This window comes from Novosphingobium aerophilum (assembly GCF_014230305.1).
Classification (GTDB): Bacteria; Pseudomonadota; Alphaproteobacteria; order Sphingomonadales; family Sphingomonadaceae; genus Novosphingobium; species Novosphingobium aerophilum.
Map to the genome: position 1 here is coordinate 276416 of NZ_JACLAU010000001.1, position 13782 is coordinate 290197.

The window sequence follows — 13782 nt, forward strand, 5'->3', positions numbered from 1 at the left end:
CGGTTCGGCCCGGTTCAGCGGGACTGGTAGCGGGCTCGGGCCGCGAGCACCTGATCGGCATGGCGGGTGGCCCATGTGACCAGTTGCGCGACGGTCGCGGCGAGGGACTGCCCCAGCGGCGTGATCGTGTACTCGACCGTGACCGGTACGGTGGCGAAGGCCGAACGGTCGACCAGGCCGTCGCGCTCCATATCCTTGAGGGTCTGCGACAGCATTTTCTGCGAGATTCCCGGGACCTGCCGACGCAGGGCATTGAAGCGCAGCGGCCCGGCGCTCAGCAGGCCCAGAACCAGCACGGTCCATTTGTCGCCGATCCGGTCGAGCATCATCCGGGTCGGACAGTCGGGATCATAGGGGTTCCAGGGCGGCAGGGATTCGTCGGCCATCGGTTACCTCGTGGTGACCAGGGCACGGCAAGGTGCCTTCTTTTGCCCTTATAGTCCGTTGGGTATCAGGTTTCCATTGGGAACTAACAACCAGAAGGACTGCGCCATCATGATGAGCCCGAGTGCTGCCGCCACCGCACTGCTGACCAACCGCAACCCGGCCGCGATCGACGGCTTCCTCGGCGGGCATGGTGTGGACCTGGATCGGCTGCGCGATCTTGCCGAAATGCTGGCGGTTGCCGAGGGCCTCTCGCTGACCATCCATCGGGTGATCGAGGACGGTGACTGGGCGGTGGTTCATGCCACTCAGACCGGACTGGCCTCGGGACCCTTGGTGGTGTTCGATGTCATGCGGGTGGTAGATGGCCGGATCGTCGCGCATCACGATGCGGCCGCGGCGATGGCTCCGCCCAATCCCTCCGGCCGGACCCAGGTCGATGGACCGGTCGCTGTCGGCGACCCCGGTCTGACAGACACGAGCCGCGCTCTCGTCAGGGATTTCGTCGAGTCGATCCTGATCGGTGCCCGCTACGACGAGCTGCCCCGGTTCATCGCTGGCGATGACTATGCCCAGCACAATTCCCAGATCGCCGACGGTTTGTCCGGTCTGGGGGCCGCACTGGACGCCCTCGCCGCACAGGGACTGGCGATGGTCTACACCACCCTCCACCAGGTGGTGGCCCAAGGGCACTTCGTCTTCACCCGGTCGACCGGGCGCCTGGGCGACACGCCGATGGCCTATTTCGATCTGTTCCGGGTCGACCATGGCAAGATCGTCGAACACTGGGACATCATGCAGCCGATCCCGGCGGACAGATTGCGGTTCGGCTCGGCGCCACAGCGCGCTTGAGTGCGCTGGCCAGTTCCGGCCGGGCCGGAACCGGGTCCTCCCGCCCGTCGGTGAGGGCCGGATCATCCGATCGGACCTCCTGCCTTGAGCAGATCCCGACCCGAAACCCGGGAGTGGACATGGCGGCGCAGTCGGTCAATCCTGTCCTGGCGGCGATCGGTCCGGGTGCTGGCTGCCCAGCATGGGGCGCTTGACGTATTGGCAAGGCGTCAGTTCCGGACCAGCTTGCCTCGGCGATCTGGGGGGAATGGCATGTTGATCGGAACGTTCGCCAAGGCCGGCCGCGCGCTGGGTTATACTCTTGCGCTGCCCGCGGCGGCCCTGGCCATTCCTCCGGTGCAGGCCGAGCCGGTGCAGGAACAGCGCCGCCCGGCCGGGCTCGAGGCACCTGGGCGGATCGTTGTCGATCACTGGGGCATAGCCCATATCCAGGCGGCCAGCCGTCGCGATGCGTTCTTCCTCCAGGGCTACAATGCCGCGCGCGAGCGGCTGTGGCAGATGGACCTGTGGCGCAAGCGGGGTCTCGGCCGCCTGGCGGCGAGCTTCGGCCCGTCCTTCGCCGACCGGGACCGCGCCGCCCGCCTGTTTCTCTACCGCGGCGACATGGCGGCGGAATGGGCCACTTATCCGGCCGGGGCCCGGGCCATGACCGAGGCCTTCGTCGCCGGGGTCAACGCCTGGATCGCCGAAGTGGACAGCGGCCGGGCGCCCCTGCCGCGCGAATTCGTCCTGACCGGATCGCGGCCCGAGCGCTTCACTGTCGATGACGTGGTCCGCATCCGCAGCCATACGCTGGTGAGCAATGTCTCGGCCGAGGTCCAGCGCGCCCGGGCGGTGTGCCGGGGCGGACTGCCGCTCGAGACGCTGCGCCGCAAGCTCGAGCCTGCGCACGAACCTGTCGTGCCCAGGGGGCTCGATCCCTGCGCCGTGCCGGACGATGTGCTCAAGACCTACCTGCTGGCGACCGGGGAGGTCGCGTTCGACGGGGTGAAGCTGGCCGCGGCTCCGGTCGATGTCCGGCTGGCCATGGCCGATCGCAACGACCAGTCCGAGGGATCGAACAATTGGGTGGTCGATTCCACGCATTCCGCGACCGGGCGGCCGATCCTCGCCAACGATCCGCACCGCGGGCACACCATGCCCTCGCTGCGCTATCTGGTCGACGTCAGCGCTCCCGGGCTGCACTTCGCCGGGGCCGGCGAGCCGGCGCTTCCCGGGGTGACCTTCGGCCACAACGACCAGGTCGCCTGGGGCATCACGATCTTCTACGCCGATCAGGAAGACCTCTACGTCTACCGAACCAGCAAGGACCATCCGGGCCGCTATTGGTACCAGGGCCGGTGGGAGCCGTTCACGGTCGAGACCGAGCCGCTCGCGGTGAAGGGCGAGGGCGATCGTCCGGTCGAGCTGAAGTTCACCCGCCACGGCCCGGTCATCCGCGAGGACCCCGACAAGGGTCTCGCCTTTGCCCTGCGCACGGTCTGGACCCAGCCTGGAGCGGCCGGCTACTTCCACGCTGCGTGGTTCCTCGATGCCCGGGACTGGTCCGGGTTCGAACAGGCCCACAAGTCCTGGGGGGCGCCGCCGCTCAACCTGGTTTTCGCCAGCGCTGCGGGCGAGATCGGCTGGCGCGCCTCGGCGTATGTGCCCCGGCGCAAGGGCTGGGACGGGCTGCTGCCGGTGCCCGGCGACGGTCGCTATGAATGGCAGGGCCTGATCGCGGCCGATGACTTGCCGATGCAACGCAACCCGCCGCGCGGCTTCGTCGCCACGGCCAATCACATGAACCTGGACCCCGGCTACGATTCCGCCCGCCAGCCGATCGGCTTCGAATGGGCCGACCGCTCGCGCATCGATCGCATCGAGGAACTGCTCGCCAGCCGCCCCCGCCACAGCCTGGCCGACATGGCGGCGATCCAGACCGACGTGACCAGTCCGCTCGCCCGCCGGAGCGTGGCGCTGATCGCCGCGACGGGCCCCTTCACCGGCGACGCAGCGCGCGCGGCGGCGCTGCTGCAGGGTTGGGACGGACGCGAGGACGTCGACAGCGCGCCTGCGGCCCTGTTCGAGGTCTGGCTGGACCGGCACTTCCGCGGGGCGGTTGCCGATGCGGTGGCGGGGCCGGAGCTGCGCGACCTGATCCGCACGGGCCTTGCCGCGGGCATGGTCGACTGGCTGGCCCGGCTCGATCCGCGCCTCGGGGCCGATCCGCGCGCGGTCCGCCAGCAGGTGATCGCCACCTCACTGGCGGCGGCCTGGGCCGATGTCGCCAAGCGGCTGGGCCCCGATCCGGCCCGCTGGCGCTGGGGCGACCTGCACCAGGCCCGCTTCGTCTCGCCCGTGGCGGCCCTCGCCAGTCCGGCCGAGCGGGCGCAGTGGAGCGTCGGGCCCTTGCAGGTGGGCGGATCGGCCAGCACGCCGATGGCCGGAGGCTTCCGCGCCGGAGGGTTCGAGGTGAACGCCGGTGCCGCGGTCCGCATGGTGCTGGACGTCGGCGCCTGGGACAACTCGCGCGTGACCAACATGCCCGGGCAGTCGGGCGATCCCTACAGCCCGCATTACCGCGACCTGTTCCCGCGCTGGGCCGCCAGGGAGAATGTCCCCTTCCTGTTCAGCCCGGCCGCGGTCGAGGCCAACGCCGAACGGGTAATCGAACTGCGTCCGCGTTGAGCCTGCCCCAAGGGGTCGGCCAGCGGGTCAGCGCGGGCATGCGGCGACGCGGTCTGCCAGGGTGCCGAGGGACACCTGCGCCAGGCTGAACGTCAGGCTGCCGCGGGTGGTCAGGGCCCAGGGGCTGGTGATCCGGCCCATGTCCGCCCCGGCCCGCGCAAAGCACTTGAGCGGCACGCCCAGCACGGTCCAGGTGCCGGCAGGCAGGGACTTGAGCTCGGGCAAGGGGATCGTCGCGGCGCAGCGGTCGCCGCAGCTTTGGGTCAGCGAGACCGGCCCGCTCGGCGGGCTGTCGATGCGCAGCGTCGCCAGCAGCATCAGCTCGCCGTTGCTCTGGCGGCCGATGTCGATCGGGCTGGTGGTGGTCAGGCGGATGGTCGTGCCCGACGGGTTGGCGCGCAGCCGGAACTGGCGGGCGCCCTCCTGGACCAGATGATCGACCGCCGCGATCTGCACCCTGCCGCCAAGGGCCAGGGCCGGGACCTTGGTGACGCGCAGCGATTCGCCGCCGCCCGCGCGATCGACCTCGAGCGACCAGGCCGCGGTCGGTTGGCCCTTGGCCAGGTAAACCCCGGCGCTGCCTTCCTCGGCCACCCCGGAATCCTCGGGCAGGACCGTCCAGCCCTGCGGCCCGTCAGCCAGGGTCAGGCCATAGCCGAAGGGGAACAGCGGCTTGGCGCCGGGGCGGGCCTCGGCTGGCCAGACCATCGGCAGCCGCCCGCGGAAATCCTCGCCGTTTCGGGCGAACAGCAGGTCGGCCACCCCGCCTCCTTCGGATCCTGGCAGCCAGGCCGTGATGAAGGCATTGGCGGCATTGAGTTCGGGATTCACGAAAAGCGGCCGGCCGGTCAGCATCACGGCCACCACCGGGATCCCCTGGGCGCGCAGGCGGTGCATGGTGGCGAGTGGTCCGCGCAGCTCGGGCTTGAGCTGGAGCGAGGTGAGATCGCCCTGGAACTCGGCATAGGGGGTCTCGCCGAAGACGACCACGGCGGCGTCGGGCCGGGTCCTGAACTGGCCATCCGGGGCCAACTCGGCCGAGCCGCCACCGCTGCGGGCCGCCGCCGCGATACCCCCCCACAGCGAGGTGGCGCCCGGGAACTGCGCATTGGTCAGGCCCGTGCCCTGCCAGCTCAGGGTCCAGCCGCCCGCCTGCCGCGCGATATCGTCGGCCCCGTCCCCGGCGACGAGGATGCGCGCCGCGGGCCTGAGTGGCAGGACCCCGTCGTTCTTCAGCAGGACCAGCGACTTGCGGACGGCCTCGCGGGCGATCGCGCGGTGCTCGGCGCTGCCGAGCAGCTCGTAGCGCCCGGCGAGGAGGCGGGTCGACGGCTTGCCGGCGTCGAACAGGCCTAGCCGCTGCTTGACCCGCAGCACCCGGGCGACGGCGTCATCGAGCCGGGCCATAGGGATCGTCCCGTCGCGCACCTGTCCCAGCAGCGAGGCGTAGAGCAGCTTCCAGCTATCCGGGGCCATCAGCATGTCCAGCCCGGCGTTGACCGTCGCCGGGCAACTGGCGTTGCTGCAGCCGGCGACCTGGCCGTGCGCGTTCCAGTCGGTCACCACCAGCCCGCCGAAGTTCATCCGACCCTTGAGCAGATCGGTGACCAGTCCGCGGTGGCCGGCGATCTTCACGCCTTGCCAGCTCGAGAAGCTGGTCATCACCGTGGCCACCCCGTTCTCGATCGCCGGCAGGTATGGTGCGCCATGGATCAGGCGCAGCTCGGTCTCGCCGATCCGCGCGTCGCCCTGGTCGATCCCGTCATGCGTGCCGCCGTCGGCCAGGAAGTGCTTGGTGCTGGCGATCACGTGCGGCCCCGCAAGGATCGGTGCGGTGGATGGCGGTCCCTGCAGCCCGCGCACCATCCGGCCGACATAGGATGCGACCAGCGCCGGATCGGACGAATAGCCTTCGTAAGCGCGCCCCCAGCGATAGTCCTGCGGTACGGTGACGGTCGGTGCGAAGGTCCATTCCTGCCCGGTGACCCGGATCTCGGCGGCCGTGGCCGCACCGATCCGCTCGATCAGATCGGGGTCACGCGCCGCGCCGAGCCCGACATTGTGCGGAAACAGGGTGGCGCCGACGATGTTGCTGTGACCGTGCACGGCATCGGTGCCCCACATCACGGGGATTGGCGGGCAGTCCGCCGAGGGGGTGATGGAGGCCTCGTAATAGGCATCGGCCAGGGCCAGCCATTGGGCCGGACCGGCCAGGTCATCGCCGCCCGGCCCCGAGTTCCCGCCATTCAGCACCGAGCCGAGGTGATAGGTCCGGATATCCTGCGGCGTGACCGTGCCGATATCGCCCTGCAGGATCTGGCCCACCTTGCACGCCAGGCCCATCCGGCCGAGCAGGGCCTGAACCCGAGCTTCCCCTGCCTCGTCGATCACGCGCGGCCAGGCCACGGCCGGCCACAGCTCGGGATGGACCTCGGCAGAATGGCTCGCAGAATGGCCCTGGCCCGATTCGGCGCCGGTTGGTGCGTCCGCCGCCGCTGCGGGGGAGGTGGTCGCGTGGGCCGGCTGATCGATCCAGCCCCCCAGGGCGGTCGAAAGCAGCAGGGCCATCAGCCCCGCGTTGGCAGCCTTGCGCGTCATCCTTGTCCCCTCGTCGCACGATCTGTTGGTCGGGCCCTCCGGCGGGACCGGTGGACCCGTCCCGCTGCCCCGGTGCTGAAATTCAATTTGACAACGTTGACAGGTTTAAGCAAGATGCTTTTCGTCCTGAGGCACCGGGACAGGCCGCGATGCGGCACCTGAGGCTGAGCCAAGGGGCGCGCAGAGCACAACAGACGCCACGGCGAAGCCGGGCGGCTCAGGGGAGAGATTATGAAGCATCAGAGTATCTTGCGTGCGTCGCTGCTGACCGCCAGCTCGGTCGTGGCGCTCATTGCCGCACCCGCCGCCCTCGCGCAGGACGCCGCACCGGCCGATTCGCCTGAAGCTGACATCGTTGTCACCGGTTTCCGCCAGTCGCTGGCGACCGCGCTGGCCGCCAAGAGGCGCTCCACGCTGATCATCGAATCGATCACGGCCGAGGACATCGGCAAGTTCCCCGACCAGAACATCACCGAGTCGCTGCAACGCCTGCCGGGCATCCAGATCGACCGCGAGAATGGCCAGGGCACCAAGGTCCGCATTCGCGGTCTCGATCAGAACGTCACCGTGCTCAACGGCGAAACCTTCGTCACCGGGCTCGAGATCTTCAAGGTGGGCGAGGGCAACTTCACACGCGATTCCTCGCTCGAAGGTGTCCCGTCGGACCTGATCGGCGGCGTCGATGTCTACAAGTCGCCCAACGCCACCCTGCTGGAGGGCGGCCTGGGCGGCATCGTCGACCTGAAGACCCGCAACCCGCTGGACTTCAAGAACGGTCTGACCGTGGCCGGCAACGCCCGCATGAACAAAGGCAGCGACATCGAAGGCTGGAAGCCTACCGGATCGGTGGTTGCCGGCTACAATCTGAACGACCGGCTGGGCATTATCGCCTCGCTCAGCTTCGACGAGACCAATGATCACCACGATGTGCTGGGCGGCGAAAACCGCGGCAACTGGGTCTTCGCGAACCGCGTCGACAAGGCCACCGTGCCCAACTACTACGCGCCCGAATACCGTTATGTCACCGATCGCGACCAGTACCGCCGCCGCTGGGGCGCCACCCTGGGCGTGGTGTTCAAGCCGACCGACGAGCTCGAGGTCTCGGCGAACTATTTCCATTCGTCACTGAAGGTCGACACGCGCGAGGCTTCGCTCAAGTACCCCTTCTCGCAAGGCGAAGCGCTGGGCCTGACCGGGGCCTTCTCGATCTCGCCCAATGGCGTGCTCAACAGCGGAACGATGCGGGCCCAGTCGGCCGAGGCGATCTCGATCGTCGATGTCTCCAACATCACCTCCGACAACGCGCAGTTCGGATTGAAGTGGAACAACGGCAGCAATTTCCGGGTCAACGCCTTCGCCACCTGGTCGAACGCAGACCTGACCCGCGAAGTCGGCAACAATGACGTGCGCTATACCCAGTATGGCGTCCGCGGCCTGACCGGCGGCAGCAACGGCGTGCCGGGGGTGGGCGGTCCGGGCAATCCGGCCGCGCCGCCGACTTTCAACTTCACCTACCAGAACGCCCCGTTCCCCACCTTCGGGATCGGCGCGGGCAGCCCGCAGGACCTGTTCAGCAACCCCGCGAACGGCTTCTTCAAGTCGCACTGGGCCTTCGGGGATCGCTCCAAGGTCGATGGCAACTCGATCCGTGCGGACCTGGCCTATGATGCCAAGGGCGGGGACAAGGGGGCGATCACGCTGAGCGCCGGGTTCCGTTATGGCCAGCGCAACGTCTCGTTCACCTCGGGCCGCTACCTCGCCGACTACAGCAAGAAATGCGTGACCGGCGCGGGCGGCGTGCAGCAGTGCGAGGTGGATTCGACCAAGATCGCCGCGGCCCAGCGCGATCCGACCTATCAGTACAACTGGACGCCCTATGGCTACTTCCAGGACGGGGCCATCGGCTTCAAGTCCTGCGAACTGCCCGCGATCAATGCGTCGCTGCGGCCCAACGGCTGCACCTCGCGCTTCGGGGATTCGCCGGCGCTGATCACGCCCTACCAATCGTTCACCAGCGCGTCGGGCCGGGTCGAGGCCGTGCTGAACTCGATCTTCCCGGGCGGCAAGATCCTGGTGCAGAACCGCGATCAGATGGCTAATCCGCTGCAGTGGATCCAGGCGCTTTATCCCAGCACGCCGTTCAGCTTCTTCCAGGATCCGCTGCAGACCTTCCGGGTGCGCGAAGAGACCAAGACCGGCTACGTCATGGCCGATCTGGGCGGGACCGACGATCCCTATCACGTCAACGTTGGCCTGCGCATCGTCAACACCAGGCTGACCGTCGACCAGAACCAGGGCACCGCCAACCCGACCTACTTCGGCACCGACAGCTGGAACGGCGTGCTGCGCGACTTCAGCACGACCACCACCGTCCGCAGCTACACCGATTTCCTGCCCAGCATCAGCGGCTTCGCCAATGTGGCCGATGGGCAGAAGGTGCGCTTCTCCGCCGCCCGGGTGGTCGCCCGCCAGAACCTGTTCGATCTGGGTCGCGGCTTCGCCACCGACTTCACCCGCAACCCCGGACCGACCTGTTCACCTTCACCAGCGGCAGCCGTGGCAATGCCGCGCTCGATCCCTACCGCGCCTATCAGTTCGACATCACGTATGAATACCACTTCGGACGGCAGGGCCTGATCTCGGTCGGCGGGTTCTGGAAGGAGGTCGACTCCTTCGTGCGGACCGATACCGTTCCGGTCTTCGTCAACGATCAGGCCGGCGGGCGCCTGGGGCCGGTGTCACAGCCGGTCAACGGCAGCGGCGGCCGGGTGCGCGGCTTCGAGCTGGCGGCCCAGTACGCCTTCGACTTCGGCCTGGGCTTCAACGCCAACTACACGTTCTCGGACACCAGGACCGACGCCAAGAACGATTTCAACAGCAACCTGCCGCTGCCGGGGGTGTCCAAGCACTCGGTCAACGGTCAGGTCTACTATCAGACCGGCGGCCTGACCGCGCGCCTGTCCTACTCGTGGCGGTCGAAGGCCTATCTCGGCAATTTCGGCTTCGGCGATGGGGCGGTCACCCGCACGCTCGGGATCTACGGCAAGTCCTATGGCCAGCTCGACGGGCAGATCTCGTACGACATCAACAAGCAGTTCGGCGTCTTTGTCCAGGCGATCAACCTGACCAAGGCCGACCAGTCCGCCTATCTGCAGTTCCCCGAGCTGCCGTTCCGCTATGAAACCGGCTCGCGCCGGATCTATATCGGCGCCAAGGTCAGCTTCTGACCCCCGCCGGGGGCGGCGCGTCGCGTCGCCCCCGGACCCCTTCGCGGGAGGCGCGGGCAGGGCCGCAGGGCAAGGATAGGGCAATGACAGGAGCCGAACCGATCCGTTCGATCGCGATTGTCGGCGGCGGCACCGCTGGGTGGTCCGCCGCGGCGCTGCTTTCGCGCGTGCTGGGCCCGGACTGCCGGATCACCCTGATCGAATCGTCGGACATTCCGACCGTGGGCGTCGGGGAAGCGACTATCCCGCCGATCTTCGAGTTTCTCCAGCTCGCCGGCATCGACGAGCTGGATTTCATCCGCCACTGCCAGGCCACCTTCAAGCTGGCGATCGAGTTCCGGGACTGGCATCATGTCGGCCACCGTTATTGGCACCCGTTCGGCAATCTCGGCCTGACCATCGACCAGCGGCCGTTCTCGCACTTCTGGTGGGCGCGCAAGGCTGCTGGCGAGCACCTCGACATGGCGGACTTCTGTCCGCCGATCGCCCTCGCCCGGGACCACAAGTTCGCCTTTCCTCCCCGCGACGGGAGCTATCCGGGCGGAGCCGTGGGCTTTGCCCTGCACTTCGATGCTGGGCTGGTCGCCGCCTATCTGCGCCGTCACGCCGAGGCCGCCGGCGTGGTCCGGCTTGACCGGCGCATCCGCGGGGTCGACCTCGGGCGCGAGGGCCATATCGCCGCCGTGGTCTGTGAGGACGGCGAGCGGATCGAGGCGGACCTCTACCTCGATTGCTCGGGCTTTCGCGGCCTGCTGATCAAGGAAGGGCTCGGCACCGGCTTTGTCGACTGGAGCCACTGGCTGCCCTGCGACCGGGCCGTGGCCGTGCCCAGCGCGCACGTGCCGGATCGCACCCCCTACACGGTGTCGCGCGCGCAGGAAGCGGGCTGGCAGTGGCGCATCGCGCTGCAGAACCGGGTCGGCAACGGCTATGTCTACGCCAGCCGCTTCACAGATGATGACCGGGCGGCCGAGGTGCTGCTGCGCAGCCTCGACGCACCGGCTCTCGCCGAGCCGCGCGTGCTGCGCTTCACCGCCGGGCACCGCGAGCGGACCTGGGTGGGCAACTGCGTGGCCATCGGCCTGTCGGGCGGCTTCCTCGAGCCGCTGGAATCGACCAGCATCCACCTGATCCACACCGGGCTCAACCGCCTGCTCGATTACTGGCCCGATCGCCATTTCGCCCCCGAACTGGCGGAGGCCTACAATCGCGAGGTGGCTGACGAATACGCCCACATCCGCGATTTCCTGCTGCTCCATTACTATCCCAACGCGCGCCACGGCGAGCCGTTCTGGGACCACATGCGCGGGCTGGATCTGCCTGACAGCCTGGTCCGCAAGATGGCGCTGTTCACCTCCGCCGGTCGCATCGTCTCGCGCCGGCGCGAGCTGTTCGCGGATATCAGTTGGTTCTTCGTCGCAGCCGGAATGGGGCTGGAGCCGCGCACGTTCGATCCGCTGGTGCTCAAGGCGCCGGCCGACGATCTGGCGGGGATCATGGGGCAGGTCCGCGACGTGGTGCGCGCCTATGCCGCCGCGGCTCCCAGCCATGATGCCATCCTGGCGCGGGTCCTCGATCCGGCCGAGCGTCACCGCCCGAACTTCGCCTCCGGGGGAGCCTGGGGCCAGCGCTGACGCCGCCGGCCCGGACGCCCGCCCAGTCGAACGCCCGTACGCTCGCTCAGTCTTTGGCGCGGCCTGCCGGCGGATCGTGGTCAGCCAGTGCGGAACCGGCCGCGCGTTCGACCGGACAATAGAGAAATCCGGCCGCGGCGGCGCAGCACGCCCCAGCGACTAGGCCGGGCAGGATCGAATGGTCGCTGGCCAGCATCAGGCTGGCGGCCATCGCCGGCGGGGCCAGGGCCTGGCCCAGCTTGCGCGCGGTGGTGGCCAGCGCAAAGACCCGCGCGGCGCAGCCGGCGTGGCGGCGCTGCTCCAGTTCGGCGATGATTTCGGGCACCAGCGCCCAGAACATCAGCGACATGCCGCAGCCGGCCAGGATCGCTAGGCTCAGCGTGACGATGACCAGCGGCAGCGAACCTGCGCAGGCCCAGGCCAGGGCCAGGGCCGCCAATTGCAGCACGATCGCCACCCGCAGCGTCGGGACCCGGCCCAGCCGTCCGCCCAGCCGGGTCCAGCCGGGCACGCTGACCAGCAGCATCACCGCCGGGACGATCGCCGCGCGATAGCCGAGGTCGGCATGGCCGATCTGCTTGAACAGGAACAGGATGCCCTTGGTTACCATCGTGATCGACAGACCCGAGGCGATGATCGTCACGGTGAGCCGCCGCAGCGCCGGGGATTGCCGGAACAGCACGCCGAATTCGCGGAGCTGCGCCAGCGGCGATGCGCCGACCGTGTCGAGCGGCGGGCGCAGCCGTTCGCGCACGCCCAGTGCCGTCACCAGGAAGCAGGGCTGCGCGAGCAGGCCGAGCACGATCGCCCCGGTCAGGAAGCGCCGCGCCCCATCGTCGCCCCCGGTCGGGACCAGCGCATAGACCAGCGCCGCGATGATCCCCCCCAGCGCCGCGCCCTGCATGCGCAATCCGGTCAGGACCACGTGTTCGGCCCGGATGTCGCTCATCCGGGTGGTCAGCGCGGCATAGGGGATGTTGCCAAGGCTGTAGCACAGCCGCAGCACGACGTGCCCGGTGATGACATAGAGGGTCAGCCCCGGATCGTGCAGACCCGGATCGGTGAAGGCCAGCGCCAGGGCCAGACCCACCGCCGGCCCCCCGATCAGCACCCAGGCCCGCATCGGCAGGCGGGAAGACAAGCGGTCCGCGACGATGCCGATCGTCGGATCGGCCAGCCAGTCGACCACCGCGCCGATCAGGAAGATGCTCGAGGCGACCGGCAGGGGCAGCCGCAGCACCTCGACGTAGTAGAAGAACAGGTACAGCTCGATCGATTGCCAGACCAGGTTGAAGCCGGTGTCGCCCGCGGCATAGCTGATCCGCTCGCCGCGTGAAGTCAGCAGCGCCACGGGATCAGGTCGAGGCGGGCGCGGCGGTGCTCTGCCGCAGTTGCAGGATATGGCCATGCACCGCGGACGGTCCCGGCGCGTCGCCGGCCAGCGTCGCCAGCAGCATGTCCATCGCCTGATGCGCCATGGCCTCGACCGGCTGGCGCACGGTGGTGAGCGCGGGCCAGACGACCCGGGCAATGTCGCTGTCATCGAAACCGGCCACCGACAGGTCGCGCGGCACCTCGATCCCCAGGCTGCGGGCGGCGGCGATCGCGCCGGCGGCCATGTCGTCGTTCTGGGCGAGGATCGCGGTCGGGCGAACCGGACGCTTCAGCAGTCGCAGCGCCGCATCGTGGCCGGATTCGAAGCTGAACAGCCCGCTTTCGACGAAATCGAGATTGAGCGGAATGCCGTGCCGCGCCATGGCCTGGGCATAGCCGAGCAGGCGGGCCTCGGTCGCCGCATGGGTCGCGTCGCCCTTGATGATCCCGATCCGGCGATGCCCCAGGCCGATCAGGTGTTCGGCGATCTCGCTGGCCGCCGCGATGTCATCGATCGCGACTGAGGGCCCGAATTCGGGCAGCCGCGTCGGCGAGATCCGCGCGAAGGGAATGTGCAGCTCGTCCAGCTCGGTCAGAATCAGGCTGTCGTCCGAGGCCGGCGGCGCCAGCAGCACGCCGTCGACCGCGGTGGCCTGCAGCAGCTTGACCACCGCCTCGCTGTCGCTCGCCACCGATTCCACCGGCAGCACGATCAGGCGGTAGCGTTCGCCATGAAGCCGTTCGAGCGCGCCCTTCTGCAGATCGACGACATAGCTGGGGCTGGGTTTCTCGTAGATCAGACCGATCAGGTAGGAGCGGCGGCTGACCAGCCCCTGGGCGACCACATTGGGCTGGTACTTCAGCTCCTTGGCCGTCGCCAGGACCTGGTCGCGGATCTTGTCGGTGACATGGGGCTCGCCGTTGAGCACGCGCGACACGGTCTTGGCCGAGACCCCGCAGAGCTTGGCGATGTCGACGATCGTGACGCGTTTCTTGCCCCGGGCCATTGACCAGCAGTCTAGCAATTGTCCTTCGTTGTCAAT

General features: G+C 68.7%; 9 protein-coding genes. 5 read left to right on the forward strand and 4 right to left on the reverse strand.

The annotated features are described in order from the left end of the window. Positions 1-14: 14 nt before the first annotated feature. A complete protein-coding gene (locus H7F49_RS01250; RefSeq protein ID WP_185681730.1) occupies positions 15-386 on the reverse strand; it encodes a winged helix-turn-helix transcriptional regulator in 372 nt (123 codons plus the stop codon). A 112-nt stretch (positions 387-498) separates the two neighbouring features. On the opposite strand from H7F49_RS01250, the gene H7F49_RS01255 reads away from it, so the two are divergent. Beyond that, positions 499-1236, forward strand: a complete 738-nt coding sequence (locus H7F49_RS01255; protein ID WP_185681731.1) for a nuclear transport factor 2 family protein — start codon at positions 499-501, stop codon at positions 1234-1236. A 252-nt stretch (positions 1237-1488) separates the two neighbouring features. Then, positions 1489-3906 carry a penicillin acylase family protein gene (locus H7F49_RS01260; RefSeq protein ID WP_185681732.1) on the forward strand — a complete coding sequence of 806 codons (2418 nt, stop codon included), beginning with the start codon at positions 1489-1491 and terminating at the stop codon, positions 3904-3906. A gap of 27 nt (positions 3907-3933) precedes the next feature. On the opposite strand, the gene H7F49_RS01265 is transcribed toward H7F49_RS01260, so the two are convergent. Next, the gene (locus H7F49_RS01265; RefSeq protein WP_185681733.1) at positions 3934-6504 is read right to left on the reverse strand and encodes a glycoside hydrolase family 3 protein; all 2571 of its coding nucleotides are present in this window, start codon (positions 6502-6504) and stop codon (positions 3934-3936) included. Between the two features lie 231 nt (positions 6505-6735). Between H7F49_RS01265 and H7F49_RS01270 the strand changes: the two genes are divergently transcribed. The 3 genes from H7F49_RS01270 to H7F49_RS01275 all read left to right on the forward strand — a co-directional run bounded on the left by H7F49_RS01270 (position 6736) and on the right by H7F49_RS01275 (position 11365). Beyond that, positions 6736-9141, forward strand: a complete 2406-nt coding sequence (locus H7F49_RS01270) for a TonB-dependent receptor (protein ID WP_214647587.1) — start codon at positions 6736-6738, stop codon at positions 9139-9141. After that, positions 9036-9731, forward strand: coding sequence for a TonB-dependent receptor domain-containing protein (locus H7F49_RS19315; RefSeq protein WP_235981604.1), 696 nt, complete (start codon positions 9036-9038; stop codon positions 9729-9731). The genes H7F49_RS01270 and H7F49_RS19315 overlap by 106 nt, the downstream gene beginning before the upstream one ends. Before the next feature lie 83 nt (positions 9732-9814). Further along, entirely contained in the window at positions 9815-11365 is a 1551-nt protein-coding gene (locus H7F49_RS01275; protein WP_185681734.1) for a tryptophan halogenase family protein, read from the forward strand. 46 nt (positions 11366-11411) lie between these two features. Here H7F49_RS01275 and H7F49_RS01280 read toward each other — a convergent pair whose 3' ends face one another. Beyond that, a complete protein-coding gene (locus H7F49_RS01280; RefSeq protein WP_185681735.1) occupies positions 11412-12716 on the reverse strand; it encodes an MFS transporter in 1305 nt (434 codons plus the stop codon). A 4-nt stretch (positions 12717-12720) separates the two neighbouring features. Next, positions 12721-13746 carry a LacI family DNA-binding transcriptional regulator gene (locus H7F49_RS01285; protein WP_185681736.1) on the reverse strand — a complete coding sequence of 342 codons (1026 nt, stop codon included), beginning with the start codon at positions 13744-13746 and terminating at the stop codon, positions 12721-12723. Positions 13747-13782: the final 36 nt, after the last annotated feature.

What these genes read in the sequence shown, in the direction of transcription:
- H7F49_RS01275 (WP_185681734.1), top strand. Translation starts at nt 9,815, where the DNA reads ATGACAGGAGCCGAACCGATCCGTTCGATCGCGATTGTCGGCGGCGGC.
- H7F49_RS01265 (WP_185681733.1), bottom strand. Translation starts at nt 6,504, where the DNA reads ATGACGCGCAAGGCTGCCAACGCGGGGCTGATGGCCCTGCTGCTTTCG.
- H7F49_RS01270 (WP_214647587.1), top strand. Translation starts at nt 6,736, where the DNA reads ATGAAGCATCAGAGTATCTTGCGTGCGTCGCTGCTGACCGCCAGCTCG.
- H7F49_RS01250 (WP_185681730.1), bottom strand. Translation starts at nt 386, where the DNA reads ATGGCCGACGAATCCCTGCCGCCCTGGAACCCCTATGATCCCGACTGT.
- H7F49_RS01255 (WP_185681731.1), top strand. Translation starts at nt 499, where the DNA reads ATGAGCCCGAGTGCTGCCGCCACCGCACTGCTGACCAACCGCAACCCG.
- H7F49_RS01260 (WP_185681732.1), top strand. Translation starts at nt 1,489, where the DNA reads ATGTTGATCGGAACGTTCGCCAAGGCCGGCCGCGCGCTGGGTTATACT.
- H7F49_RS01285 (WP_185681736.1), bottom strand. Translation starts at nt 13,746, where the DNA reads ATGGCCCGGGGCAAGAAACGCGTCACGATCGTCGACATCGCCAAGCTC.